General features: G+C 62.2%; 21 protein-coding genes. 10 read left to right on the top strand and 11 right to left on the bottom strand.

The features are described from left to right. Positions 1-260: 260 nt before the first annotated feature. Positions 261-1,460, bottom strand: coding sequence for a tyrosine--tRNA ligase (gene tyrS, locus ACK1VC_RS11965; RefSeq protein WP_016484643.1), 1,200 nt, complete (start codon positions 1,458-1,460; stop codon positions 261-263). Positions 1,461-1,672: 212 nt separating this feature from the next. Here tyrS and ACK1VC_RS11960 point away from each other — a divergent pair, with 212 nt between their 5' ends. Then, positions 1,673-3,094 (top strand): peptidoglycan DD-metalloendopeptidase family protein, encoded by a 1,422-nt coding sequence (locus ACK1VC_RS11960; protein WP_095116694.1) that lies wholly within the window; start codon positions 1,673-1,675, stop codon positions 3,092-3,094. Positions 3,095-3,098: 4 nt separating this feature from the next. Continuing rightward, on the top strand, positions 3,099-4,190 hold the full coding sequence (locus ACK1VC_RS11955) for an anhydro-N-acetylmuramic acid kinase (protein WP_191087208.1): 1,092 nt from the start codon (positions 3,099-3,101) through the stop codon (positions 4,188-4,190). A 59-nt stretch (positions 4,191-4,249) separates the two neighbouring features. On the opposite strand, the gene erpA is transcribed toward ACK1VC_RS11955, so the two are convergent. Beyond that, positions 4,250-4,600: an iron-sulfur cluster insertion protein ErpA gene (gene erpA, locus ACK1VC_RS11950; protein ID WP_003255511.1), complete on the bottom strand. Its 351-nt coding sequence runs from the start codon at positions 4,598-4,600 to the stop codon at positions 4,250-4,252. A 146-nt stretch (positions 4,601-4,746) separates the two neighbouring features. Then, complete coding sequence (gene argC, locus ACK1VC_RS11945; protein WP_019472953.1) at positions 4,747-5,781, bottom strand: N-acetyl-gamma-glutamyl-phosphate reductase; 1,035 nt, start codon at positions 5,779-5,781, stop codon at positions 4,747-4,749. A gap of 142 nt (positions 5,782-5,923) precedes the next feature. Between argC and hemJ the strand changes: the two genes are divergently transcribed. From hemJ to ACK1VC_RS11915, 6 genes are all read left to right on the top strand, one after another. After that, entirely contained in the window at positions 5,924-6,349 is a 426-nt protein-coding gene (gene hemJ / locus ACK1VC_RS11940) for a protoporphyrinogen oxidase HemJ (protein ID WP_016484639.1), read from the top strand. 28 nt (positions 6,350-6,377) lie between these two features. Further along, positions 6,378-7,334 (top strand): NAD(P)H-dependent flavin oxidoreductase, encoded by a 957-nt coding sequence (locus ACK1VC_RS11935; protein ID WP_060517956.1) that lies wholly within the window; start codon positions 6,378-6,380, stop codon positions 7,332-7,334. A 67-nt stretch (positions 7,335-7,401) separates the two neighbouring features. Next, on the top strand, positions 7,402-8,184 hold the full coding sequence (locus tag ACK1VC_RS11930; RefSeq protein WP_016484637.1) for an SDR family NAD(P)-dependent oxidoreductase: 783 nt from the start codon (positions 7,402-7,404) through the stop codon (positions 8,182-8,184). A 63-nt stretch (positions 8,185-8,247) separates the two neighbouring features. Further along, a complete protein-coding gene (locus ACK1VC_RS11925; protein WP_191087207.1) occupies positions 8,248-8,586 on the top strand; it encodes a histidine triad nucleotide-binding protein in 339 nt (112 codons plus the stop codon). Between the two features lie 65 nt (positions 8,587-8,651). Beyond that, entirely contained in the window at positions 8,652-9,299 is a 648-nt protein-coding gene (gene coq7, locus ACK1VC_RS11920; RefSeq protein WP_016484635.1) for a 2-polyprenyl-3-methyl-6-methoxy-1,4-benzoquinone monooxygenase, read from the top strand. Positions 9,300-9,309: 10 nt separating this feature from the next. Then, positions 9,310-10,350: a DUF2157 domain-containing protein gene (locus ACK1VC_RS11915; protein ID WP_191087206.1), complete on the top strand. Its 1,041-nt coding sequence runs from the start codon at positions 9,310-9,312 to the stop codon at positions 10,348-10,350. A 39-nt stretch (positions 10,351-10,389) separates the two neighbouring features. On the opposite strand, the gene ACK1VC_RS11910 is transcribed toward ACK1VC_RS11915, so the two are convergent. Continuing rightward, positions 10,390-10,812 (bottom strand): OsmC family protein, encoded by a 423-nt coding sequence (locus tag ACK1VC_RS11910; protein WP_004376171.1) that lies wholly within the window; start codon positions 10,810-10,812, stop codon positions 10,390-10,392. A 190-nt stretch (positions 10,813-11,002) separates the two neighbouring features. Here ACK1VC_RS11910 and crp point away from each other — a divergent pair, with 190 nt between their 5' ends. Further along, positions 11,003-11,647: a cAMP-activated global transcriptional regulator CRP gene (crp, locus tag ACK1VC_RS11905; protein ID WP_191087205.1), complete on the top strand. Its 645-nt coding sequence runs from the start codon at positions 11,003-11,005 to the stop codon at positions 11,645-11,647. On the opposite strand, the gene ACK1VC_RS11900 is transcribed toward crp, so the two are convergent. The 4 genes from ACK1VC_RS11900 to ACK1VC_RS11885 all read right to left on the bottom strand — a co-directional run bounded on the left by ACK1VC_RS11900 (position 11,644) and on the right by ACK1VC_RS11885 (position 14,980). Further along, complete coding sequence (locus tag ACK1VC_RS11900) at positions 11,644-12,348, bottom strand: lipoate--protein ligase family protein (RefSeq protein ID WP_095116686.1); 705 nt, start codon at positions 12,346-12,348, stop codon at positions 11,644-11,646. The genes crp and ACK1VC_RS11900 overlap by 4 nt on opposite strands. A 149-nt stretch (positions 12,349-12,497) precedes the next feature. Continuing rightward, the gene (trpC, locus tag ACK1VC_RS11895; protein WP_016484631.1) at positions 12,498-13,331 is read right to left on the bottom strand and encodes an indole-3-glycerol phosphate synthase TrpC; all 834 of its coding nucleotides are present in this window, start codon (positions 13,329-13,331) and stop codon (positions 12,498-12,500) included. After that, positions 13,328-14,377: an anthranilate phosphoribosyltransferase gene (gene trpD, locus ACK1VC_RS11890; protein ID WP_023048031.1), complete on the bottom strand. Its 1,050-nt coding sequence runs from the start codon at positions 14,375-14,377 to the stop codon at positions 13,328-13,330. The genes trpC and trpD overlap by 4 nt, the downstream gene beginning before the upstream one ends. A 9-nt stretch (positions 14,378-14,386) precedes the next feature. Then, positions 14,387-14,980, bottom strand: coding sequence for an aminodeoxychorismate/anthranilate synthase component II (locus ACK1VC_RS11885; RefSeq protein ID WP_016484629.1), 594 nt, complete (start codon positions 14,978-14,980; stop codon positions 14,387-14,389). 368 nt (positions 14,981-15,348) lie between these two features. Here ACK1VC_RS11885 and estP point away from each other — a divergent pair, with 368 nt between their 5' ends. Then, positions 15,349-17,238, top strand: a complete 1,890-nt coding sequence (estP, locus tag ACK1VC_RS11880; RefSeq protein ID WP_197884243.1) for an esterase EstP — start codon at positions 15,349-15,351, stop codon at positions 17,236-17,238. A 32-nt stretch (positions 17,239-17,270) separates the two neighbouring features. Here the strand turns inward: estP and trpE are convergent, their stop codons facing one another. From trpE to rpe, 3 genes are all read right to left on the bottom strand, one after another. Further along, positions 17,271-18,752, bottom strand: coding sequence for an anthranilate synthase component I (gene trpE, locus ACK1VC_RS11875; RefSeq protein ID WP_060517967.1), 1,482 nt, complete (start codon positions 18,750-18,752; stop codon positions 17,271-17,273). A gap of 69 nt (positions 18,753-18,821) precedes the next feature. Next, entirely contained in the window at positions 18,822-19,640 is an 819-nt protein-coding gene (locus ACK1VC_RS11870; RefSeq protein ID WP_016484626.1) for a phosphoglycolate phosphatase, read from the bottom strand. Continuing rightward, positions 19,637-20,311, bottom strand: a complete 675-nt coding sequence (rpe, locus tag ACK1VC_RS11865; RefSeq protein WP_016484625.1) for a ribulose-phosphate 3-epimerase — start codon at positions 20,309-20,311, stop codon at positions 19,637-19,639. The genes ACK1VC_RS11870 and rpe overlap by 4 nt, the downstream gene beginning before the upstream one ends. Positions 20,312-20,369 lie beyond the last annotated feature (58 nt).

The raw sequence follows: 20,369 nt of genomic DNA, 5'->3' as shown, positions 1-20,369 counted from the left end.
GTCGTTCCGATGTCGCTGGAAGTGGGGCGCATTATAAGGGGATTCAGAAGGGCGTCAACCTTTAATTTCAAGAAACTGAAATATAAGCAGGAAGCACCCTAGAAAGGCCACCAGGTGTCCGCCACAACACATTCAGCGCCTATGAGATCGAGCGCCCCCCGATCTTGCAGCCGCTGAAGACCCCAAGGCGAACACCCAAAAAAACAAAGCGGGGAGGCCTTTCGGCCCCCCCGCTTCTATATAGCTACACCTGCAATCGCTCACTCAGCCTTGAGGGTAACCCGTGCAAACGACTTCTTGCCCGCTTGGCACACATGGGTCGCGCCCAGCGCAAACACGAAGTCACGATCCACGGCCGCACCGTCGACTTTAACAGCGCCGCCACTCAGCAGGTCCCGCGCCTGAGCCGAGTTCTTTACCAGGCCAGCCCGGTTCAGCACGGCAGCAATCGGCAAGTTTTCCGCTGCAACCACTTCGACTTCCGGCAGGTCTTCCGGCAACTCACCTTCTTTCATGCGGTTACCAGCACCACGGTGAGCGTTGGCCGCTGCCTCCTCACCATGGAAACGCGCAACGATCTCTTCGGCCAGCTTGATCTTGATGTCGCGCGGGTTGGCACCCTTGGCAACATCGGCACGGAACTGCTCGATCTCTTCCATCGAACGGAAGCTCAGCAGCTCGAAGTAACGCCACATCAAAGTATCCGGGATAGATACCAGCTTGCTGTACATCACCCCCGGCGCTTCCTGAATACCTACATAGTTGCCCAGCGACTTGGACATTTTCTTCACACCGTCGAGGCCTTCGAGCAACGGCATGGTCACGATGTTCTGCGCTTCCTGACCATAGGCGCGTTGCAGCTCGCGCCCCATCAGCAGGTTGAACTTCTGATCGGTACCACCCAGCTCGACGTCCGCCTTCAGCGCCACCGAGTCATAGCCCTGCACCAGGGGGTAGAGGAACTCGTGAATAGCGATCGGCTGGTTGGTGGTGTAACGCTTGTCGAAGTCATCGCGCTCAAGCATGCGCGCCACGGTGTACTGCGACGCCAGGCGAATGAAGTCGGCCGGGGTCAGCTTGTCCATCCAGGTGGAGTTGAACGCGACCTCGGTCTTGGCCGGGTCGAGAATCTTGAACACCTGCTGCTTATAGGTCTCGGCGTTGTCCAGCACTTGCTCACGGGTCAGCGGTGGGCGCGTGGCGCTCTTGCCGCTGGGGTCACCGATCATGCCGGTGAAGTCACCGATCAGGAAGATGACTTGATGGCCCAGCTCCTGGAACTGACGCAGCTTGTTGATCAGCACCGTGTGACCCAGGTGCAGGTCAGGCGCAGTCGGGTCAAAGCCGGCCTTGATGCGCAGAGGCTGGCCGCGCTTGAGCTTCTCTACCAGTTCCGACTCGACCAGTACTTCTTCCGCGCCGCGCTTTATAAGCGCCAGCTGCTCTTCAACCGACTTCATAGACAAACCCGCAAGGCTCAGATTCAGGGGGAGCCAACCATACAAGATCGGCCGTCAAATACAAGTTTCGCAAAGGAATGTGACCCGGGCACGGGCTCGCGGCGTCTACGCGCCCTTGCGTGAAAATGGATTTGGTTATATTTTATACAGTTATTTCATCTTCATCATGTCATTCATCTTTTCCATTTCACTTTTTCAAAGTCACCTTACCCATGACCAACGAACCGCCTAAAGCGCCCCCGCTTTATCCGAAAAGCCATCTGTTGGCCGCCAGCGGCATTGCCGCCCTGCTCAGTCTGGCTCTGCTGGTATTCCCCTCCAGCGAAGTGGAAGCCAAGAAAACCACCCTCAACCTCGAGCTGGAGAGCCCGGCCGAGCAGCTGAAAGACGAATCCCGTGCTGCCCCCCTGGTGCAGGCAGAAAGTGAGCAAGGTTCGCCCTTCGCCCAGATCGAAGAAGCAGCCCCCAAGACCCAAACGGCCGAGCAGCCAGCCCCTGCCACCGAACCCGCCGCCGAAGCAGCCAAGCAGCCTGGCCACCGCGAAGTCACCGTGGCACGTGGCGACACCCTGTCCACCCTGTTCGCCAAGGTCGGCCTGCCGGCCAATGCGGTACACGACCTGCTGGCCAGTAACAAGCAGGCCAAGCAGTTCAGCCAGCTCAAACACGGCCAGGTACTGCAGTTCGAGCTCGACAAGGATGGCCAGCTCGCCAGCCTGCACAGCAAGGTCAGCAATCTCGAGACCATTCGGCTGACGAAGTCCGCCAAGGGCTACACCTTCAACCGTGAAATCAGCAAACCCGTAGTTCGTACTGCCTATGCCCACGGCGTGATCAAGAGCTCGCTATCGGCTTCGGCCCAGCGCGCCGGTCTCTCCCACAGCATGACCATGGACATGGCCCGGGTGCTGGGTTACGACATCGACTTCGCTCAGGATATTCGCCCAGGCGATGAGTTCGATGTGGTCTACGAGCAGAAGGTCATGGACGGCAAGGTGGTCGGCACCGGCAACATCCTGTCCGCCCGCTTCACCAACCGCGGCAAGACCTACACCGCCGTGCGCTACACCAACAAGCAGGGCAACACCACTTACTACACTGCCGACGGCAACAGCCTGCGCAAGGCCTTCATCCGTACGCCGGTGGACTTTGCCCGTATCAGTTCGCGCTTTTCCGCCGGCCGCAAGCACCCCATCCTGAACAAGATCCGCGCGCACAAAGGCGTCGACTACGCCGCCCCGCGCGGTACGCCAATCAAGGCTGCCGGTGACGGCCGCATCGAACTGGCTGGGCGCCGTGGCGGTTACGGCAACACCGTGATCATCCAGCACGGCAACCGCTACAAGACGCTGTACGGGCACATGCAGGGCTTTGCCAAAGGCATCAAGACTGGCAGTTCGGTAAAGCAGGGCCAGATCATCGGTTACATCGGCACCACCGGCCTGTCTACCGGGCCCCACCTGCACTATGAGTTCCAGGTCAACGGTGTGCACGTCGATCCGCTGAGCCAGAAAGTGCCAATGGCTGATCCAATCGCCAAGAACGAGCGCCAGCGCTTCCTGCAGCAGAGCCAGCCCCTGATTGCCCGTATGGATCAGGAAAAGGCCACCCTGCTCGCAGCGAACAAGCGCTAAGCCCATGGCGCTCTACCTGGGGGTAATGTCCGGCACCAGCCTTGATGGCCTTGACATTGCCTTGATCGAACAAGGCGAGCAGCTTGAACTGCTCGCCACCCATTACCTGCCCATGCCCGGCGACCTGCGCCAGGAACTGCTTGCCCTGTGCAGCAGCGGCCCTGACGAAATAGCCCGCGCGGCGCTGGCCGAAAACCGCTGGGCCAGCCTGGCAGGCGAAGGTATACGCCAACTGCTTGCCCGCCAAGGACTGGGGGCCGAGGCCATCCGCGCCATCGGCAGCCACGGCCAGACTATCCGCCACGAGCCCGCACGCGGTTTTACCGTGCAAATCGGCAACCCGGCGCTGCTCGCCGAGCTAACGGGTATCCGCGTGGTTGCCGATTTCCGCCGGCGCGATGTGGCTGCCGGAGGCCAAGGTGCGCCGCTGGTTCCGGCCTTCCACGAAACCCTGTTCGGCCACCTGGGCCAGCGTCTGGCAATCCTGAATGTGGGCGGCTTCAGCAACCTCAGCCTGATCGAGCAGGACAAGCCGGTCCACGGCTTCGACTGCGGTCCGGGTAACGTGCTGCTGGATGCCTGGATAGAGCGCAAGCGCGGCCAGGCCTACGATGCCGATGGTGCCTGGGCGGCCTCGGGCGTGGTACAGGGGGGCTTGCTGAGTGCGATGCTGGCCGACCCGTTCTTTGCGGGTAGCGGCCCGAAGAGCACAGGCCGCGAAGTGTTCAACCTGCCTTGGCTGGATGGCCACCTGGCAGGCCTGCCCGCTTACCCGGACGAGGATGTACAGGCGACATTGCTGGAGCTTACCGCTCGCAGCATCATCGACTCGCTGAGCAATGCCCAGCAAGGCACCGAAGCGTTGCTGGTGTGCGGTGGCGGCGCACGTAACGGTGCCCTCATGGCCCGCCTCGGCCAACTGCTGCCCAAGGCCCGTGTCACCAGTACCGGCGCCCATGGCGTAGACCCTGACTGGGTCGAGGCCATGGCCTTTGCCTGGCTGGCCCACTGCTGCCTCGAAGGCATCAGCGCCAACCGGCCAAGCGTGACGGCGGCCAAGGGTTTGCGGGTACTGGGCGCAATCTACCCGGCCTAACTGCTACACCAGAAAGCAAAACGCCGCGCAATTGCGCGGCGTTTTCGTAGAGCCAGATCTCAGATCGAGAACGAGGACCCGCAACCGCACGTAGTGGCAGCGTTCGGGTTCTTGATCACAAAGCGCGACCCCTCCAGGCCTTCCTGATAGTCCACCTCAGCGCCAGCCAGATACTGGAAGCTCATCGGGTCGACCACCAGCGACACGCCTTCGCGCTCGACGATGGTGTCATCTTCGGCCACATCTTCATCGAAAGTGAAACCGTACTGGAAGCCCGAGCAGCCGCCACCGGTCACGAACACCCGCAGTTTCAGACGTTCATTGCCTTCCTCATTGACCAGGTTCTTCACTTTCTGGGCCGCCCCATGGGTGAATTCCAGACCGGTAGGGGTGAAGGTTTCGACGCTCATGTTGACTCTCCCGGCGCAGTTGCCGCCTTAAAACTCGATGACGCGCATTATCCGCTTTCCCGAGAAAATTGGTCAAGAATTGTGCGGCTTTAGTCGCGACTGACAAAATGGCCCGCGCAAGGCGGGCCATTTCGATCGCAGTTCGCTTACGGTAGCAAGCCTGCGTGGGACAGGCCCATCCGCTCATCCAGGCCGAACAGGATGTTCAGGTTCTGTACCGCCTGGCCGGAGGCTCCCTTGACCAGGTTGTCGATCACCGACAGCACCACCACCAAGTCACCACCCTGCGGACGATGAACGGCAATGCGGCAGACGTTGGCGCCGCGCACACTGCGGGTTTCCGGGTGGCTGCCAGCTGGCATCACATCGACGAACGGTTCGTCGGCGTAGCGCTTCTCGAACAGCGCCTGCAGGTCGACCGAGGTGTCGACAACATTCGCGTACAGGGTGGCGTGGATGCCACGGATCATTGGCGTCAGGTGCGGCACGAAGGTCAGGCCGATGTCCTTGCCAGCAGCCAGGCGCAGGCCCTGGCTGATTTCCGGCAGGTGACGATGGCCCTTGACCGCATAGGCCTTCATGCTTTCGCCGGCCTCGCAGAACAGCGAACCCACTGCCGCACCACGACCGGCACCGCTGACACCCGACTTGCAGTCGGCAATCAGGCGCGACGGGTCGGCCAGGCCCGCCTCCAGCAGCGGCAGGAAGCCCAGCTGGGTGGCGGTAGGGTAGCAACCCGGTACGGCGATCAGGCGCGCCTGGCGAATCTTCTCGCGGTTGACTTCAGGCAGGCCATACACGGCGTCCTTGAGCAGCTCTGGCGCACCGTGCGGCTGACCATACCACTTGCCCCACTCGGTGGCATCCTGCAGGCGGAAGTCGGCCGAGAGGTCGATCACCTTGGTGCCGGCCGCCAGCAGTTCACCGGCCAAAGCATGGGCAACACCGTGCGGGGTAGCGAAGAACACCACATCACAGGCAGCCAGCGCCTTGCTGTCCGGCACGCTGAACGCCAGCCCGTCATAGTGGCCGCGCAGGTTCGGGTACATGTCCGCCACCGCCACGCCCGCCTCGGAGCGCGAAGTGATGACCGCCACTTCGGCCTGTGGATGCTGTGCCAGCAGACGCAACAGTTCGACGCCGGTGTAACCCGTGCCGCCGACGATACCGACCTTGATCATAACGCTTGCCCCTTATCAACGAGCCGTCTGGAAAGCGCACGATGATAGGGGCGTGAAGCGCCTGTAACAACTCTTCGGGTGACCCTTCGGGCGCTTGACCACTACTATCTGACGACCGTGAATACCTGAAGGAACTCCCTCCATGCTTTACCTATGGATCAAAGCGCTGCATATCGTCAGCGTGGTCTGCTGGTTCGCCGGCCTGTTCTACCTGCCGCGGCTGTTCGTCTACCACGCCCAGAGCCAGGACAGCATCAGCCAGGAACGCTTCGTGACCATGGAACGCAAGCTGTACCGGGGCATCATGAACCCGGCGATGATCGCCACCTACGTGTTCGGCGCATGGATGCTCTACCTCACGCCCGGCTGGCTGAGCCAGGGCTGGCTGCATGCCAAGTTGACCCTGGTCATCCTGCTGACCGGCTACCATCACATGTGCGGTGCCCAACGCAAACGCTTCGCCAGCGGCAACAACACCCGCAGCCACGTCTACTATCGCTGGTTCAACGAAGTGCCCGTGCTGTTCCTGCTGGGCATCGTAATTCTGGTGGTGGTCAAACCGTTCTGACATAGCCACCCGCTCAAGGAGCCTTGCCATGTCGCTACCTGCCTCGCTCGAACAACGCCTGCGCTTGCCTGTTGTCGCAGCGCCGATGTTCTTGATCTCCAACCCCAAACTGGTACTGGCGTGCTGCGCCAGCGGCGTAGTGGGTAGTTTCCCGGCCCTGAACCAGCGCGACAGCGCCGGCTTCAAGGCCTGGCTGGAGGAAATCGAGGCAGGCCTGGCGCTATTGGAGGCGCCAGCCCCCTATGCGGTCAACCTGATCGTCCATCCGACCAACCCACGCCTGCAGGCCGACCTGGCTTTGTGCGTGGAGCATCGCGTGCCGATCGTCATCACCAGCCTGGGGGCGGTCAAGGAAGTGGTCGATGCCGTGCATGGCTACGGCGGCCTGGTGTTCCACGATGTCACCACTCGCCGCCATGCCGAGAAGGCCGCGCAAGCGGGTGCCGATGGCTTGATCGCCGTGGCTGCCGGCGCGGGCGGGCATGCAGGCACCTGGAGCCCTTTCGCCCTGGCCGCAGAGATTCGCCAGTTCTTCGACAAGACCCTGCTGCTGGCCGGCTGCCTCAACCATGGCCACGAAATCCTCGCCGCACAATTGCTGGGCGCCGACCTGGCCTACATGGGTACGCGCTTCATCGCCACCGCAGAAAGCCAGGCCCAGGATGCCTACAAGCAGATGCTACTCGCTGCCCACGCCGCCGACATCATTCACACCCCGGCAGTGTCCGGCATACCTGCCAGCTTCCTGCGTTCAAGCCTGGAGCAGGCTGGCTACGACATGAACGCCCTCAAGGGCGGCCACGAGCAAGGCAAGCTCAAACCTATCGACGACGAAGCGAAGGCCTGGAAGACCGTATGGTCGGCGGGCCAGGGTGTCGGCGAAATCCATGATCTGCCCAGCGCCAGTGCATTGATCGAACGGCTCCACAGTGAGTACCGGGAAGCCCTGGATCGCTGCCAGATTCTGCGCGCCCGCACCTTGTAGCAAAACGCAACACCTTACCCGGCCAAGCTGTACACTAGGCGCCCTCTTTCGCCCCCAGGAGCCTTGCATGACCCGTTACGCCATGATCACTGGTGCTTCCAGCGGCTTGGGCCTGGCCCTGGCGGAAGCGCTGGCACGGCGCGGGCGCAACCTGATCCTGGTGGCACGTCAGCGGGAAACGCTGGAACCCGTGGCCCTTGAGTTGACCCAACGCTTTGGTGTCGAGGTGCTGTTCCGCGCCTGCGACCTCAGCCAGCCGCTGCGCCTTTCTGGCTTCGTACTGGAACTGGAAGAAGGCGAACGGCGTATCGACCTGCTGGTCAACTGTGCCGGCTTGCGTACCTACGGGCCGTTCCTGGCCCATGAGTGGGCCGACGAGCAGGATCTGCTGGAGGTCAACGTTCTGGCCCTGAGCCGCCTGTGCCACGCCATCGGCAACCTGATGGCCGTGCAGGGTGGCGGCCAGATCCTCAACGTCGCTGGCCTTGCCGGGGTGGCACCCGGCCCGTGGATGGCGGCCTATGCCGCCAGCAAGGCGTACGTGCTGAGTTTTTCCCAGGCCCTGCGCGAAGAACTCAAGCGTACCGGTATCAAGGTCTCGGTATTGTGCCCAGGCCCTGTACGCTCCTCGCGCCGGCGCATTGCGCGGCTCGATGGCAAACCCCGCTGCCTCAGCCCCGAAGAAGTAGCGCTGTATACCGTGCGTGCACTGGACAAGAACCGTGCGCTGATCATGCCAGGCCGACGCAACCGCTGGCTGGCATTGGCCCCGCGCCTGCTGCCGCGCTGGCTGGTGTGCAAACTGGCCGGCGCCATCCACCGCCGCTATTGCCCGGCCGGCATGGAATAGCCACTGGGCGAGCGGCGCTCGGCTGAGTACACTCGGCCCGACCCTCACCATGGAGCAAGTGCTGTGGACGATCTATTCCTCAAAATCATCAACCGGGAAATCCCGGCGGATATCATCTACGAAGACGACCAGGTCCTGGCCTTCAAGGACATTGCACCCGCGGCACCGGTACATTTTCTGGTCATCCCGAAAAAACACATCCGCACGCTCAATGACCTGACCGAAGAAGACAAGGCCCTGGCGGGCCACATCCTGTTCACCGCCCAGCGCCTGGCTCTCGAGCAGGGCTGCGAGGAAGGTTTCCGCGTGGTCATGAACTGCAACCCGAAGGGCGGCCAGACTGTCTACCACATCCATATGCACGTGCTGGGCCAGCGCCAGATGAACTGGCCACCGGGCTGATCCACGGCAAGCGACCCCGCCGCTATTGCGGTAAACTGTCGGGCACATTCTTGCGGAGGTGCCCGATGGCTACCGAACGTCACTACTCGCCGCTCGACCGCTTGTTGCTGCAGGCCGATACCGCCATGCGCACCTTGCTGCCCTTCAGCGGCCAACCCGCCCGGCCATCGCCGGCCATTGTCCAGCCGGACGTCGACCTGGACGAGCAGCAGACCCGCCACATCGCCGGGCTGATGCGTATCAACCACACCGGTGAAGTGTGCGCCCAGGCGCTGTACCAGGGCCAGGCCTTGACCGCCAAGCTGCCCGAAGTACGCAAGGCCATGGAGCATGCCGCCGAGGAAGAGGTGGACCACCTGGCCTGGTGCGAACAGCGCATTCGCCAGTTGAACAGCCACCCAAGCGTGCTCAATCCCTTGTTCTACGGCATGTCGTTCGGCATCGGCGCACTTGCCGGCCTGGTCAGCGACAAGGTCAGCCTGGGCTTCGTCGCCGCCACCGAGCACCAGGTGTGCAAGCACCTCGACGAGCACCTGGAGCAGATCCCGCACGAAGACGAAAAGTCCCGGGCCATTCTCGAACAGATGCGCATCGACGAAGAGCAGCACGCCGAGTCCGCCCTGGAAGCCGGTGGTTATCGCTTCCCGGCCCCTGTCCGCTTTGGCATGAGCTTGCTGGCCAAGGTCATGACCAAGAGCACCTACCGCATCTGAAGGCATCGCCATGACGGACCGTTTCGACGCCAAGGACCTGGCGCGTGCCGTGCAGGCCGGGATTCTCCAGCCGGGCCAGGACCAAAGCCTGTTGGCATTCCTGCGCCAGCAACCGGCGGCACGTGGCAGCTTTCAGCTGGCCCATGTTGCGTTCTACTTCGGCGCCATGCTGATCATGGCAGCCATGGGCTGGTTGCTCACCGAAGCCTGGATGAGCATTGGTGACGGCGCGCTATTGATCATCGCCAGCCTCTATATCCTGCTGATCACCTTGTTCGCCCTCAACCTGCAGCGCCGCGCCCAGCCCGTTGCTGCCGGGGTACTGGCGGCGGTAGCGGTCAGTATCGTGCCACTGGCGGTGTTTGCCATTGAGCGCCTGGCAGGCTGGTGGCCACTGGACGACGCGCAAGCCAAGTATCACCAGTACTACACCTACGTGCAGGGCGGCTGGCTGGCGATGGAGGCGGCCACGGTGCTTGCCGGTTTGCTGATGCTGAGGCTGATCCCCTACCCGTTCGTCGTCATGCCTATAGCCGTGGCCCTGTGGTTCATGTCGATGGACCTGAGCGAATGGTTCTTCGGCTCGCCGTTCAGTTGGGAGCAGCGCCGCGAAGTTTCGCTGTGGTTCGGGTTGGGTTTGCTGGTGGTGTTCCTGTTGATAGACGGCCGCACGCAAGAAGACTACGCCCGTTGGGGCTACCTGGCCGGGCTGGCGGCATTCTGGGGCGGCCTGACGCTGCTGGACAGCGGCAGTGAGTTGGGCAAGGCCATGTACTGCCTGACCAACATAGCGCTGATGGGCATGGCCGTGCTGCTGCGCCGGCCGGTGTTCATGGTGTTTGGTGCACTGGGCGTGGCGGCTTACCTGGGGTACCTGTCGTACGAGGTATTTGCCGAATCGCTGCTGTTCCCGGTGGTGGTGACCTTGATCGGGCTGGCGGTTATCTGGCTGGGGCTGGTTTACCAGAAGCGGCGGGAGCGGTTGAGCCAAGTGATGCGGGGATGGTTGCCACGGTGGGTGCAAGCTGCACTGCCCGCACTTCGGAGCTGATAGTGCCGGGGCCGCTTTGCGGCCCCCAACAACGTTGCGTTAACCGAGCTCTACGATTTCATACCCGTGGGTAATCTCAACCCCCGCGCGTTCGAGCATGATCGAAGCCGAGCAGTACTTCTCTGCCGACAGCTCCACTGCCCGCTTGACCTGCGCTTCTTTCAGCCCACGCCCTTTCACCACAAAGTTCATGTGAATCTTGGTAAACACCTTCGGATCTTCGCTGGCACGCTCGGCTTCCAGGAACGCCTCGCAGCTTTCTACCGCTTGGCGCGATTTCTTCAGAATGCTCACCACGTCAAAGCTGCTGCAGCCACCCAGGCCCAACAGCAACATTTCCATCGGGCGCACACCCAGGTTGCGGCCGCCGGCCTCGGGCGGGCCGTCCATCACGACGACATGGCCACTCCCCGATTCGCCGAGGAACATGGCCTCACCGGCCCACTGGATACGTGCCTTCATCTACCCGGACTCCTGATATTCGGAAAAGGGTGTCAGCTTAGACCTTGTAAGGCCGTGCGAAAAGCACGAGACGTATCGGTTTAATACCGAAACATCCGGAGACGTCTGATAAGCTGGCGCCAAATGAATGGCGCTCGCCGCCAGACAACCTTATAAAAAGCCTATGCGGCGTATCGAACAGGATTTCGTGATGGTTGCCTCCGCCCTATCCGCCAAGATCAAGAACATCGACAAACTGTTGGTACACTGCCAGCGCCGCCGCTACACCGCCAAAAGCAACATCATCTGCGCCGGCGACCGCGCCGAGACACTGTCATTCATCATCAAGGGCTCGGTGACCATCCTCATCGAAGACGAGGATGGCCGCGAAATGATTATTGCCTATCTCAACAATGGCGATTTCTTCGGCGAGCTCGGGCTGTTCGAACCGGTTGACGGCGAACAGCAGCGCAGTGCCTGGGTGCGAGCCAAGACCGAGTGCGAAGTGGCGGAAATCAGCTACGACAAGTTTCGCGAACTGGCGCGCCAAGACCCGGAAATCCTCTATGCCCTGGGCGGCCAGATGGCCCAGCGCCTGCGCAACACCACACGCAAGGTCGGTGACCTGGCGTTTTTCGACGTCACCGGCCGGGTTGCCCGTTGCCTGCTGGAATTGTGTAAACAACCCGACGCCATGACCCACCCCGACGGCATGCAGATCAAGATCACCCGTCAGGAAATCGGCCGAATCGTCGGTTGTTCCAGGGAAATGGTCGGCCGCGTCCTCAAGGACCTTGAGGAACGCAGCCTGGTGCAGGTCAAAGGCAAGACCATGGTGGTCTACGGTACCCGCTAGCCCCTGGGCAGGTCTGCAAGCACCTTGGCGTAGGCCTGCGACAAGCGCTCAAACCAGGGTGCTGCGGGCGCCACTTCATGCAAGGCGATATGTGCATCAGCGCGGCAGCGTTGCTCAAGCTCGCAGCACTCATTAAAGCGGTTGACCGCTGCCACCATCGACTCCCGCTCGTTGTCCAGCAGCAACGCACCGTGTACCAGCACCACCGGGCGCTTGCCGCCCAGGCCCTGGCGCCAGCGCTGGGCGGTGCCCACCAGCTTGCGGCCATTGAGGTTGACGTTGTAGCGACCATCGCAGAACGCCCCGTCTATCTCCCCCACCGACGCCACCCCGCCCCACTCGCGCAGTACCTCGCACAGCGGCAGGCACAGGCGCTCGTAGGCGCTTTCGATACGGCCGTGATCACCTTCGCTGCGCGGGGCAACGTAGACCAGGGCAACGTTGACAGTGGAATGGGACTGAGGCACCGGCTCACCGCCAGTCTCGCGCAGCAGCACCGGCCAGCCGGCAATCGCCAGCTCCGCACAGGCGGCCTCGAAGTTTTCCAGACGGCTCATGCGCCGGGGCATGACCAGCGCATGGTCGGTGGGTCGCCAGAACAGCACACCGTTTTCGCGTTCGCCGCGGCAAACGGCGGCCAGCAGTTCCTGTTCGGTGTGCAGGCCTTGTTCGACGGTCAGGGCCAGGGGTTGATCGGTCATTGATCCACCTTTGATGTTGTTTTTGATGGCCTCTTCGCAGGCTAGCCCGCTCCTACAAAGGGAGCACACCCACTGTAGGCGCGGGTTTACCCGCGAAGCGGCCCTGGCAGGCATACAAAAAAGCCGGCAAAAAAGCCGGCTTCATTTGATCAGTCAAGATGCTGAACAGTCTTCTTCACCTGTTCCGGGAAGAACAACCGCTGCAACTCCAGCCCAGGCTGCTCGGCGCGCATGAACGCTTCGCCCACCAGGAACGAGTAAACCTCGTTGATTGCCATCAGCTCGACATCGGCCCGGTTGAGAATACCGCTCTCGGTAATCGCCAGGCGATCACGCGGAATACGCGGCAGCAGGTCAAGGGTGGTTTCCAGGCTGACCTCGAAGGTGTGCAGGTTGCGGTTATTTACCCCCACCAGCGGCGTATCCAGGGTTTTCAGCGCGCGCTCCAGCTCATCGCCATCGTGCACTTCCACCAGCACGTCCAGGCCGACGTCTTTTGCAGTCGCGGCCAGCTCGGCCATCTTCACGTCATCCAGTGCCGAGACGATCAGCAGCACGCAATCCGCGCCCAAGGCCCGGGCTTCGACGATCTGGTAAGGGTCGACCATGAAGTCTTTGCGGATCACCGGCAGCGAAACTGCCGCGCGGGCCTGCTGCAGGTACTCATCGGCACCCTGGAAGTAATCGACATCGGTCAGCACCGACAGGCAGGTAGCACCGCCCTTCTCGTAGCTGACAGCGATTTCCGCCGGCACGAAGTGCTCGCGGATCACGCCCTTGCTCGGCGAAGCCTTCTTGATCTCGGCGATCACCGCTGGCTGCTTGCGCCTGGCCTGTTCGATCAGCGCGTTGGCGAAACCACGCGGGGCATCGGCGGCCTTGGCCAGGCCTTCCAGCTCGGCGAGGCTGACGCGCGCGCTGCGCTCGGCCACTTCCTGGAACTTGCGGGCAATGATCCTTTCCAGCACCGTCGGCACACTCATGCTTCGTTCTCCACCTTGAATACTGCAGTAAAGGCACCCAGTTCCTGCAGCTTCTCCCAGGCCAGCCCGGTGTGCAGTACGTCGTGGGCCAGTTCCACACCTTGAGCCAGGCTCATCGCATGATCGGCGGCATACAGTGCCGCGCCCGCATTGAGCACGATCATCTCCGCAGCCTTCTGGCCGTTTTCGGTCTTGCGACGGCCCAGAGCATCGCGAATCAGCTCCAGCGAAGCCTGTGGGTTTTCGACGGCAAGGCCATGCAAGCTCTGGCTTTTCATGCCGAGGTCTTCCGGTTCGACCCAGTATTCAGTAATTGTGTCGTTCTTCAGTTCGGCAACAAAGGTGGGGGCAGCCAGGCTGAACTCATCCAGGCCGTCCTTCGAATGCACCACCAGCACATGCTTGCTACCCAGGCGTTGCAGCACCTCGGCCAACGGGCGGCACAGGGTCTGGGCGAAAACGCCAACCACCTGATGCTTCACTCCGGCCGGATTCGTAAGCGGGCCGAGCATGTTGAACAGGGTACGCAACCCCAGCTCACGACGCGGACCGGCGGCATGCTTCATGGCCGAGTGATGGCTTTGCGCGAACATGAAGCCGATGCCCAGGCTGTCAATGCAGCGAGCCACCTGGGTTGGCGTCAGGTTAAGATAGATGCCGGCAGCTTCCAGCAGGTCGGCACTGCCGCTCTTGCCGGAAACCGCGCGGTTACCATGCTTGGCAACAGTACAGCCCGCCGCCGCCAGGACGAACGACGACGCGGTGGACACGTTGAATATATTGGCGCCATCACCGCCGGTGCCGACGATATCGACCACGCCATCCAGGCTTTTCAGCTCAACCTTGTCGGCCAGCTCACGCATCACCGACACCGCGCCGACGATTTCGTCGATGCTTTCACTCTTCATGCGCATGCCCATCAGAAAGGCGCCGATCTGCGCCTCGCTGCACTGGCCGGTCATGATCTGGCGCATGACATCGCGCATTTCTTCGGTAGACAGGTCCAGGTGGCCGACGATACGGCTCAATGCGCTCTTGATATCCATGTTCGATCCTTAGCGGCGGCCGCCGGTCTGCTGGAGAAAGTTGGCGAACAGCTCGTGGCCCTGCTCGGTCAGGATCGACTCGGGGTGGAACTGCACCCCTTCGATATTCAGGGTTTTGTGACGAAGGCCCATGATTTCGTCCACCGAGCCGTCTTCATGGGCGGTCCAGGCAGTCACTTCCAGGCAATCGGGCAAGGTTTCGCGCTTGACCACCAGCGAGTGGTAGCGGGTAACGGTCAGCGGGTTGTTGAGGCCGGTGAACACGCCCAGGTCGCGGTGGTGTACCGGGCTGGTCTTGCCGTGCATCACCTGGCGGGCGCGCACCACGTCACCGCCAAAGGCCTGGCCGATGGACTGATGCCCCAGGCACACGCCCAGAATCGGCAGCTTGCCAGCAAAATGCAGGATGGCCTCGATGGACACACCCGCTTCGCTCGGCGTGCAAGGGCCTGGGGATACCACGATCCGCTCGGGGTTGAGGGCTTCAATCTGGGCAATGGTCATTTCGTCATTGCGAATGACCTTGACCTCGGCACCCAGCTCGCCAAGGTACTGGACGACGTTGTAAGTGAATGAGTCGTAATTGTCGATCATCAGTAACATGGTGTTAAACCTCTTGAATTTACTGACTTCAGAATTCGAACCTTCTTGCCACCGCCACAGGCACGGCTTCGCCACACAGGGCAGTAAAGAAGAAGGCAAACGGGGGCGAGCCGGGCGGGCCGGCAGGGGATAAAGTCAGGCGCGCCAACGCCAACGGGCGTGGGCCTTGATTACGCGCATCAAGAGTTTACTGACGATCAACACAGGATAGGTCTCGCTCATACGTTCCGGCACAGTAGCCTACCGGGGCGGCGGGCGCAATATGCCTGCAAACACGGGGAAACGAATGGACTTGGGAGGGATGCACTGCGATTTGCTAAGGTCGATCAGGCAGTCCTTGATAAAAACAAAGAAAAGGATGTTCCCTGATGCGAAAAGCCCCGTTAATGCGCTTTACCCTCGCTTCATTGGCCCTGGCCTGCAGCCAGGTATTCGCAGGTCCCTCACCTTATTCCACGCTGATCGTGTTTGGCGACAGCCTCGCCGACGCCGGGCAATTTCCCGATCTGACTGGCGGTACCCCAGGCGCCCGGTTTACCAACCGCGATGCCGACGGTAACTTTGCCCCGGTGTCACCGATGATCCTCGGTGGCCGACTGGGCGTTGCACCCGATGACCTGAACCCGTCGACATCGACAGGCATCCGGCCCGATGGCAACAACTGGGCTGTCGGTGGCTATACCACCCAGCAGATCCTGGATTCGATCACGACAACTTCCGAGACCGTCATCCCGCCAGGAAACCCCGGCGCCGGCCTGGTGCTGCGTGAAAAGGCGGGCTACCTGGCCAACGGCCTGCGTGCCGACCCCAACGCGCTTTACTACCTGACGGGCGGCGGCAACGACTTCCTCCAAGGCCTGGTAAACAGCCCGGCCGACGCCGTGGCCGCCGGCGCCCGCCTTGCGGCCAGCGCCCAGGCACTGCAACAAGGTGGCGCCCGCTACATCATGGTCTGGCTGCTGCCCGACCTCGGCCAAACGCCCAACTTCAGCGGCACCCCGCAACAAAACCCGCTGTCACTGCTGTCTGGCGCATTCAACCAGTCGCTGCTCAGCCAACTGCGGCAGATCGATGCCGAGATCATCCCGCTGAACATCCCTGTGCTGCTGAGCGAGGCACTGGCCAGCCCCAACCAGTTCGGCCTGGCCAGCGACCAGAACCTGGTCGGCACCTGCTACAGCGGCAACAGCTGCGTGGAAAACCCGGTGTACGGTATCAATGGCACAACCCCGGACCCGACTAAACTGCTGTTCAACGACTCGGTGCACCCGACCATCGCCGGCCAGCAACTGATTGCCGACTACGCCTATTCGATCATCTCCGCCCCCTGGGAGCTTACCCTGCTCCCCGAAATGGCACATGCCAGCCTGCGCGCCCATCAGGATGAGCTGCGCAACCAATGGCAGACACCCTGGCAAGCAGTTGGCCAATGGCAGGCCTTCGTCGCCACCGGTGCCCAGGACCTGGACTTCGACGGCCAGCACAGCGCGGCCAGCGGCGATGGCCGCGGCTATAACCTGACACTGGGCGGCAGCTACCGGTTGAACGACGCCTGGCGCCTGGGCCTGGCCGGCGGCGCGTACCGGCAAAAGCTGGAGGCCGGCGCCAATGATTCGGACTACAAACTGAACAGCTACTTGGCCAGCGCCTTCGCCCAATACCGCCAGGACCGCTGGTGGGCCGATGCTGCGCTGACCGCCGGGCATCTGGACTACAGCGACCTCAAGCGCACCTTCGCCCTTGGCGTGAACGAGCGCAGCGAAAAGGGCGACACCGACGGCGAGGCCTGGGCGATGTCCGGGCGGCTGGGCTACAACCTGGCGGCAGACAGCAGCAATTGGCAGCTGGCGCCATTCATCAGTGCCGACTATGCGCGCGTGAAAGTGGATGGGTACAACGAGAAGAGCGGGCGCTCGACAGCACTGGGCTTCGATGACCAGGAACGCACGTCACGCCGCTTGGGCCTGGGGTTGCTGGGCAGCGTGCAGGTGCTGCCAGGTACCCGGCTGTTCGCCGAGGTGGCGCAGGAGCATGAGTTCGAGGATGACCAGCAGGATGTGACCATGCACCTGACCAGCTTGCCCGCCAATGACTTCACCCTGGCCGGTTATACGCCGCACAGCGACCTGACCCGTGCGAGCCTGGGGGTGAGCCATGAAGTGGTCGCAGGGGTGCATTTGCGCGGGAACTACAACTGGCGCAAGAGTGATGAATTGACGCAGCAGGGGGTGAGCCTGGGGGTGAGCGTGGACTTCTGAATTGATGGGGCTGCTTGGCAGCCCCAATCTGTTTATTTAGCCAACGTCTGCTCTGCAAGCGCCACGGCACGGAACATCGCCCGGCGCTTGTTGATGGTTTCTTCCCACTCCAGCGCCGGCACCGAGTCGGCAACGATGCCACCACCGGCCTGCACATGCAGTTCACCGTCCTTGATCACGGCAGTACGGATGGCGATCGCGGTATCCATGTTGCCGTTCCAGGCAAAATAGCCGACTGCACCACCGTAGACCCCACGTTTGACCGGCTCCAGTTCGTCGATGATTTCCATTGCACGGATCTTCGGCGCACCCGACAGGGTGCCAGCCGGCAGGATCGCCCGCAGCGCATCCATCGCCGTCAGCCCTTCACGCAGCTGGCCGGTGACGTTGGAGACAATGTGCATCACGTTGGAGTAACGCTCGATGACCATCTTCTCGGTCAGGCGCACGCTGCCGGTCGAGGACACACGGCCAACGTCGTTGCGGCCCAGGTCGATCAGCATCAGGTGTTCGGCGATTTCCTTGTCGTCCGACAGCAGGTCGTCTTCCAGCGCGCGGTCGGCTTCTTCAGTCGCGCCACGCGGGCGGGTACCGGCAATCGGGCGCACGGTGACCAGGTTGTCCTCGACCCGCACCAGCACCTCGGGCGAGCTGCCGACCACATGGAAGTCGCCGAAGTTGAAGAAGTACATGTACGGCGTCGGGTTGAAGCAGCGCAGCGCACGATACAGGTCGATGGGCGCAGCCTTGAAGTCGATCGACATGCGTTGCGACGGCACCACCTGCATGCAGTCGCCGGCCAGGATGTACTCCTTGATACGGCCGACCGCGTTCTCGTAGTCGTCGCGGGTATAGCTGGAGCGGAATTCCGGCTCGGCGGCCTGCGGGCCACTCAGGTCCAGGCCTCGGCGCGGGGTGATCGGCTGACGCAGCGTTTCCAGCAGGCCTTGCAGGCGTGCCTGGCCCTGTTCAAAGGCCTGATCTTCAGCCGGGTCGACCAGCACAATCGCGTGCATCTTGCCTGCCAGGTTGTCGAACACCACCACCGCATCGGACACCATCAGCAGGATATCGGGCACGCCCAACGGGTCCGGGTTGGGGCTGGCGCCAAGGCGCTTTTCCACGTAACGCACACAATCATAGCCAAAGTAGCCGACCAGGCCGCCGTTGAAGCGCGGCAGACCAGCGATGTCAGCGACTTTGTAACGGTCCTTGAAACTTTCGACAAAGGCCAGCGGGTCTTCGACATCATGGCTTTCCACCTCGACGCCATCCTGCAGGATACTGACGTGATAGCCGTGCACCCGCATCACCGTGCGCGATGGCAGGCCGATCATCGAGTAGCGGCCCCACTTCTCGCCGCCTTGCACCGATTCGAGCAGGTACGAGTTGGGCTGGTCAGCCAGTTTCAGGTAGATCGACAGCGGCGTGTCGAAGTCGGCCAGGGTTTCGCAGGCCAGTGGAATGCGGTTGTAGCCGGCAGCGGCCAGGCGCAGGAATTCTTCGCGGTTCATGAGTAGCCTCGTGGCAAGCAGCAATAGGTCAGGCAAACGGACGGGCCGGCACGCGCCGGCAGGCTGAAGTCAGGCGCGCCAACGCCAACGGGCCAGGGCCTTGATGACTTTCATCCAGAATTTGCCAGTAACCACCACGGTGGGCTCTCTGTCTTGTGAGGCTTGAAGGTTGGCCAACGTTATCCCAGTGGCCGGGTCTGCGCAACCGGGCAGCAGTGCGCGCAGGTCGTCGATCACCAGGTTGGGAGATTCGTCCTGGATCGGCCGGCCATGGTTGTAGCCATAGGTCAGCCCTACGCACTGCACGCCAGCCGCCTTGGCCGCCAGCACGTCGCTGCGCGAATCGCCGACAAACAGCGACTGCTGCGGGGTAACGCTGGCCATCTGCATGACGAAGAGCAAAGCCGCCGGGTCGGGCTTTTTCTGCGGCAGGGTGTCGCCGCCAATGATCCAGCGGAAGTAGCGGCCGATTTTCATCTGGTCCAGCAGCGGGCCGACGAAGCGCTCGGGCTTGTTGGTGATCAGCGCCATTTCCACGCCCTGCTTGCGCAGCCAGCGCAGGGTGTCCTGCACACCGGGATAGACCACCGTCAGCTCGTGGCTTTCAGCATAAGCGTCCATGAACAGCGCCAGCGCCTGGTCGGCCAGCGCATCGTCCACCGCGGCGTGGTCGATGCCACCTGCAAGCGCCCGGCGCACCAGCACCTGGGCGCCGTTGCCGACCCAGTGGCGGACTGCCTCAAGGCCTGCGGGCGGGCGCCCCAGTTCGAGCAGCATGCGGTCCACGGCGGCAGCCAGGTCTGGCACGGAATCGATCAGGGTACCGTCCAGATCGAACATCACCAGCCTGGGCAGCGTCCCCGGGAACAGCTGCTCGAAGCCACTCATGGGCGGGCCTGAGCCAGTTCGGCGCGCATCTTGGCGATGACTTCCTGGTAGTCCGGGGCGTTGAAGATCGCCGAACCGGCCACGAAGGTGTCAGCGCCAGCGGCAGCGATTTCGCGGATGTTATTGACGTTGACGCCACCGTCGATTTCCAGGCGGATATCACGGCCGCTGGCGTCGATCAGCGCACGCGCCTCGCGCAGCTTGTCGAGGGTGCCAGGGATGAACTTCTGCCCGCCAAAGCCTGGGTTGACGCTCATCAGCAGCACCATGTCGATCTTGTCCATCACGTACTTCAGGGCATCCAGGCTGGTGGCCGGGTTGAACACGAGGCCGGCCTTGCAACCGCCGTCCTTGATCAGTTGCAACGAACGGTCGATGTGCTGCGTGGCTTCCGGGTGAAACGTGATGTAAGTGGCGCCGGCTTCGATGAAGTCGCCGATGATGCGGTCGACCGGGCTGACCATCAGGTGCACGTCGATCGGTGCGGTAACACCGTACTTGCGCAGGGCGGTGCAGACCATCGGGCCAATGGTCAGGTTGGGAACGTAGTGGTTGTCCATGACATCGAAGTGGACGATGTCGGCACCCGCAGCCAATACCTTGTCGACGTCTTCACCCAGGCGGGCGAAATCGGCAGAGAGGATGGAGGGGGCAATAGCGTAGGGCTGCATGGCGCACCTGTTGGCAGAATCACGGTGGCGCGCATTGTAACCCAGGCGAACGGATGAG

Source organism: Pseudomonas sp. XP2, from assembly GCF_053557975.1.
Note: the sequence above shows the minus strand (reverse complement) of the source record. Positions and strands in the feature narration are given on the sequence as shown.

Bases quoted from the DNA above. Each gene is read 5' to 3' on its own strand.
- tyrS (WP_016484643.1), bottom strand. From the start codon at position 1,460: ATGAAGTCGGTTGAAGAGCAGCTGGCGCTTATAAAGCGCGGCGCGGAA.
- ACK1VC_RS11960 (WP_095116694.1), top strand. From the start codon at position 1,673: ATGACCAACGAACCGCCTAAAGCGCCCCCGCTTTATCCGAAAAGCCAT.
- ACK1VC_RS11955 (WP_191087208.1), top strand. From the start codon at position 3,099: ATGGCGCTCTACCTGGGGGTAATGTCCGGCACCAGCCTTGATGGCCTT.
- erpA (WP_003255511.1), bottom strand. From the start codon at position 4,600: ATGAGCGTCGAAACCTTCACCCCTACCGGTCTGGAATTCACCCATGGG.
- argC (WP_019472953.1), bottom strand. From the start codon at position 5,781: ATGATCAAGGTCGGTATCGTCGGCGGCACGGGTTACACCGGCGTCGAA.
- hemJ (WP_016484639.1), top strand. From the start codon at position 5,924: ATGCTTTACCTATGGATCAAAGCGCTGCATATCGTCAGCGTGGTCTGC.
- ACK1VC_RS11935 (WP_060517956.1), top strand. From the start codon at position 6,378: ATGTCGCTACCTGCCTCGCTCGAACAACGCCTGCGCTTGCCTGTTGTC.
- ACK1VC_RS11930 (WP_016484637.1), top strand. From the start codon at position 7,402: ATGACCCGTTACGCCATGATCACTGGTGCTTCCAGCGGCTTGGGCCTG.
- coq7 (WP_016484635.1), top strand. From the start codon at position 8,652: ATGGCTACCGAACGTCACTACTCGCCGCTCGACCGCTTGTTGCTGCAG.
- ACK1VC_RS11915 (WP_191087206.1), top strand. From the start codon at position 9,310: ATGACGGACCGTTTCGACGCCAAGGACCTGGCGCGTGCCGTGCAGGCC.
- ACK1VC_RS11910 (WP_004376171.1), bottom strand. From the start codon at position 10,812: ATGAAGGCACGTATCCAGTGGGCCGGTGAGGCCATGTTCCTCGGCGAA.
- crp (WP_191087205.1), top strand. From the start codon at position 11,003: ATGGTTGCCTCCGCCCTATCCGCCAAGATCAAGAACATCGACAAACTG.
- ACK1VC_RS11900 (WP_095116686.1), bottom strand. From the start codon at position 12,348: ATGACCGATCAACCCCTGGCCCTGACCGTCGAACAAGGCCTGCACACC.
- trpC (WP_016484631.1), bottom strand. From the start codon at position 13,331: ATGAGTGTGCCGACGGTGCTGGAAAGGATCATTGCCCGCAAGTTCCAG.
- trpD (WP_023048031.1), bottom strand. From the start codon at position 14,377: ATGGATATCAAGAGCGCATTGAGCCGTATCGTCGGCCACCTGGACCTG.
- ACK1VC_RS11885 (WP_016484629.1), bottom strand. From the start codon at position 14,980: ATGTTACTGATGATCGACAATTACGACTCATTCACTTACAACGTCGTC.
- estP (WP_197884243.1), top strand. From the start codon at position 15,349: ATGCGAAAAGCCCCGTTAATGCGCTTTACCCTCGCTTCATTGGCCCTG.
- trpE (WP_060517967.1), bottom strand. From the start codon at position 18,752: ATGAACCGCGAAGAATTCCTGCGCCTGGCCGCTGCCGGCTACAACCGC.
- ACK1VC_RS11870 (WP_016484626.1), bottom strand. From the start codon at position 19,640: ATGAGTGGCTTCGAGCAGCTGTTCCCGGGGACGCTGCCCAGGCTGGTG.
- rpe (WP_016484625.1), bottom strand. From the start codon at position 20,311: ATGCAGCCCTACGCTATTGCCCCCTCCATCCTCTCTGCCGATTTCGCC.